The sequence below is a fragment of the Acidocella facilis ATCC 35904 genome (assembly GCF_000687875.1).
Classification (GTDB): domain Bacteria; phylum Pseudomonadota; class Alphaproteobacteria; order Acetobacterales; family Acetobacteraceae; genus Acidocella; species Acidocella facilis.
The window spans coordinates 1-3410 of record NZ_JHYG01000037.1; the positions used below are offsets into that span (position 1 = coordinate 1).

Genomic DNA, 3410 nt, shown 5'->3' on the forward strand with positions numbered 1-3410 from the left:
ACAAGTTCCGTCGCATGATCCCCTCCCGAATCGGGACAAAGGGAATCACCCTACCATTAGAAAATCAACAAAATTATTGGGTTTTGACCCTAGTTAAGGTATGGGGGCTTTTTGAAAAAAGCCCCCATACCCCCAAAAACTTTTGCTCACTTAATTCTGGGCGTAGAGCACGCGCAGCACGACGAACCAGTTGTCCTTGTTGCCTTGCAGCCGGCCTTGCGCGTCAATGTGCAGATGCTCCAGCGTCACCGCGTCATCCACATTCCCCCCGATCACATCCACCTCCCCCGCCGCCACGCCGGTGACGATGCTGCAATGGGCGGGGAAATGATCCTTCGTGGGCAGATCATTATAAGTAAGGTCACGCGCGGCCCCGCGCGGAAAACACACCAGATCCCCCAGGCGCGGCGCGTAAATTGCCGGGTTCTCCGCGATCAGCAACTTCCCCGGCCGATAAGGCCGCGCCGCATAATCTATATAAAAGGAGTGATCCGGCGCGTAGGGAAATTTCGGCCCCGCCCCGGCAATGCGCATCACATAAGAGATAAACGCGGCCGACCACGCATAATCGCCATTCACCCGCACCGGGAAAACCCGCCCCCGCGCATCATGCTTGCCAGTCCAGCGCGCATCCGGCTCGCCAGCGTTCATCCCCTCCCACCAATATTCGCCGACGCGCTGCCACAGCCCCTGGGCGCGCTCGGGCATGGTGCCGGCCTGCTGCACATAGGGCACGTCGCCATCATCCACATGCTCGCCCCAGAGCCGCCATTCGCGCAGCGCGATGGCCACCGCGGCACTCCGCGAGAAGGCTTCATAAGGCTGGTTGGCAAAAGGCGGCGCATGGTTCTGCGGCGCGCAGGCGCCCAGCAGCGCCAAGCTGAAAAAGGCGGCGAAACCGCCGCCTTTCTTTAAACCCATCCTCACGCGAGGTCGCTGAACATTCCGGTCAGCGCGCTCTCCGTCGCTTCGCACAACCCGCGCTCGGTGATCAGCCCGGTCACCAGCCGCGCCGGCGTCACATCGAAGGCCGGGTTGGCGGCGGGGCTGGAGGTCGGCACGATGCGCACCGTGGCAATCGAGCCATCCATCGCGCGCCCGGTCATCGTCGTCACTTCGGAAGCGGCCCGCTCCTCGATCGGGATTTCGGCAACCCCGTCGCGGATCGTCCAATCGATGGTGGAGGACGGCAGCGCCACCCAGAACGGCACGTTATTATCGTGCGCCGCCAGCGCCTTCAGATAGGTGCCGATCTTGTTGCAGACATCGCCCTGGCGGGTAACGCGGTCAGTACCGACAATCACCAGATCCACCTCGCCATGCTGCATATAATGCCCGCCGGCATTATCGGCGATGACGGTGTGTTTGACCCCATGTTTGCCAAGCTCCCAGGCGGTCAGCGAGGCGCCCTGGTTGCGCGGCCGGGTCTCCTCCACCCAGACATGCACGTCGATCCCGGCATCATGCGCCATATAGATCGGTGCCAGCGCCGTGCCCCAATCCACCGTGGCGATCCAGCCAGCATTGCAATGCGTCAGGATATTCACCCGTTTTCCGGATTTCGCCTTCTCTTCGATCAGCGCCAGACCGTTGCGGCCGATCGCCTCATTCACCGCGACATCCTCATCGCAGATCTTCGCCGCTTCCGCGTAGGCGGCGGCTTCGCGCTTCGCCGGCTCCACGCTCTGCAATGCCGCCCCCATGCGCCGCAGCGCCCAGCGCAGATTGATCGCGGTCGGCCGGGTCGCGCCCAGCACCTCCAGCGCCTGCGCCAGCGCCGCATCGGCGGCATCATGGCGCATCGCCAGCGCCACGCCGTAGGCGGCCGAGGCGCCGATCAGCGGCGCGCCGCGCACCAGCATCGCCTTGATCGCATGCGCCATTTCCTCAAGCGTCGTCAGCCGGACCAGATCCACATTCCAGGGCAGCTTGGTCTGATCGATGATGCGGACAGACCAGCCATCGGTCTCGTCGACCCAGATCGAGCGATAGGGTGTGCCGTCAATTTTCATGGCGTTAAAAAATCCTAAAGTTCTAAGTGCTACAATTTTTGGTGCAAAGCGCAGACCAGGGTGAATAAGCGCCGCGCGGTGGGAAAATCAATCACCACCTTGCCGCCCAGCCGCTCGATCATCAGCTCGGCCCCTTCATTATGCAGCCCGCGCCGGCCCATATCGATCGCCTGGATGCGCGCCTCGCGCCCCTCCGCCACCGCCATCGCATAGGAATCCAGCAACATCTGGTAATCGCGGATCAGCATCTTGAACGGCCCCAGCGCCAGCAGTACCGCCTGCACCGGCGCATCCTGCGCATCGCGTACATCGAACACCAGCCGGCCTTCCTGGATGGAGAGATGCAGAATGCTCTGCAAATCCGGATGCCCGGGCAGGTGGAATTCATTTTCCTGCGCCAGGTCACGCACCGCCTGTTCGCGATCCGCCTGCTGCAGGGCCGAGATGCGGTGCAGGGCCTCGCCCTCGAGAACCACCTTGGTCAGCCTGCCGGTTGCATCCGTGCCTTGTGCATCCACCATGTCACCTGCTCGCCCCTTGGAAAGATTACGCGCTTCGTCTCGCTCTCTTGTTCCGTCACGTCTTACGCTTCGTCACGTCTTATGCTTCGTCACGCCTCACCCGTCGCCCGTTCCGCCGGGCGCTGCCCTGATCCAGGCCGGGCCATACGCGCTTATCCGTCGGGACCGAGCATAGCGATTCCGCGCGGCAACGACAAATGCGATCGTCCCCTCAAAGCCGCGCCGACGCGCCACACCCCTCGCCAAGACGCCATTGCCCGCCCGCCAACATGCCACACGCTCCGGAACGGCGCCGGACTGATCCGGTTTTGATTGATGCTTTCTAAATCTTTTCGAAGCACGCGGCGCCGACGATCGATGGCGAAACCAGGAACACGGCGTGGCAAAATTGCGGCGCTGGGCCTCCACGCTGTGGATGTCTTGCACATTGCTGTAAAAAAATGCGTCAGGACAGAAGTTTAGTGCTGCTTTTTGTTGACAGGCGCAGCGCGGAAGCTGAATAGCGAATCTTGCGTGCATTGCGCGATTCGCATCGCGCACCATGTCTGAATTTCGCGGTCAAGGAAACCGCACGCGGAACCAAAGAAGGACGGCCTACCCAGCCGTAGAACAAGACGTTTCTGTGCCGGACCACGACCACCCGGAACTCAATGATAACCTTGAACGCTAAGGAGCATGACCAGTGACCATCGAAGACAAGACCACCACTGAGCGCGCGCAGCCGATGGCCGTGCGCGCCACCGCGAAGAAGACCGCTGCCACGAAGAAACCGGCCGCGAAGAAGACCGCCGCTGCCACCAAGAAGCCGGCCGCGAAGAAGACCGCCGCTGCCGCCAAGAAGACGACCGCGAAGAAGACCACCGCCGCCGCCAAGAAG

Annotated in this window: 4 protein-coding genes; 1 reads left to right on the forward strand and 3 read right to left on the reverse strand. The window is 62.1% G+C overall.

Going from position 1 to position 3410, the window contains the following annotated elements; all coding sequences use genetic code 11:
* Positions 1-150 precede the first annotated feature (150 nt).
* The 3 genes from T331_RS0116605 to T331_RS0116615 are packed head-to-tail and all read right to left on the reverse strand — an operon-like array spanning position 151 to position 2533.
* Positions 151-921, reverse strand: a complete 771-nt coding sequence (locus tag T331_RS0116605) for a DUF2272 domain-containing protein (RefSeq protein WP_026440831.1) — start codon at positions 919-921, stop codon at positions 151-153.
* A gap of 2 nt (positions 922-923) precedes the next feature.
* Positions 924-2012, reverse strand: coding sequence for an S-methyl-5-thioribose-1-phosphate isomerase (gene mtnA / locus T331_RS0116610; RefSeq protein ID WP_026440832.1), 1089 nt, complete (start codon positions 2010-2012; stop codon positions 924-926).
* A 29-nt stretch (positions 2013-2041) separates the two neighbouring features.
* Positions 2042-2533, reverse strand: coding sequence for a UPF0262 family protein (locus T331_RS0116615; RefSeq protein ID WP_008492231.1), 492 nt, complete (start codon positions 2531-2533; stop codon positions 2042-2044).
* Between the two features lie 682 nt (positions 2534-3215).
* Here T331_RS0116615 and T331_RS20340 point away from each other — a divergent pair.
* Positions 3216-3410 (forward strand): hypothetical protein (locus T331_RS20340; protein WP_035180592.1); only part of this gene is annotated, 195 nt, incomplete at its 3' end.

Coding starts and splice junctions, on each gene's coding strand:
- T331_RS0116605 (WP_026440831.1), bottom strand. CDS start 921: ATGGGTTTAAAGAAAGGCGGCGGTTTCGCCGCCTTTTTCAGCTTGGCG.
- mtnA (WP_026440832.1), bottom strand. CDS start 2,012: ATGAAAATTGACGGCACACCCTATCGCTCGATCTGGGTCGACGAGACC.
- T331_RS0116615 (WP_008492231.1), bottom strand. CDS start 2,533: ATGGTGGATGCACAAGGCACGGATGCAACCGGCAGGCTGACCAAGGTG.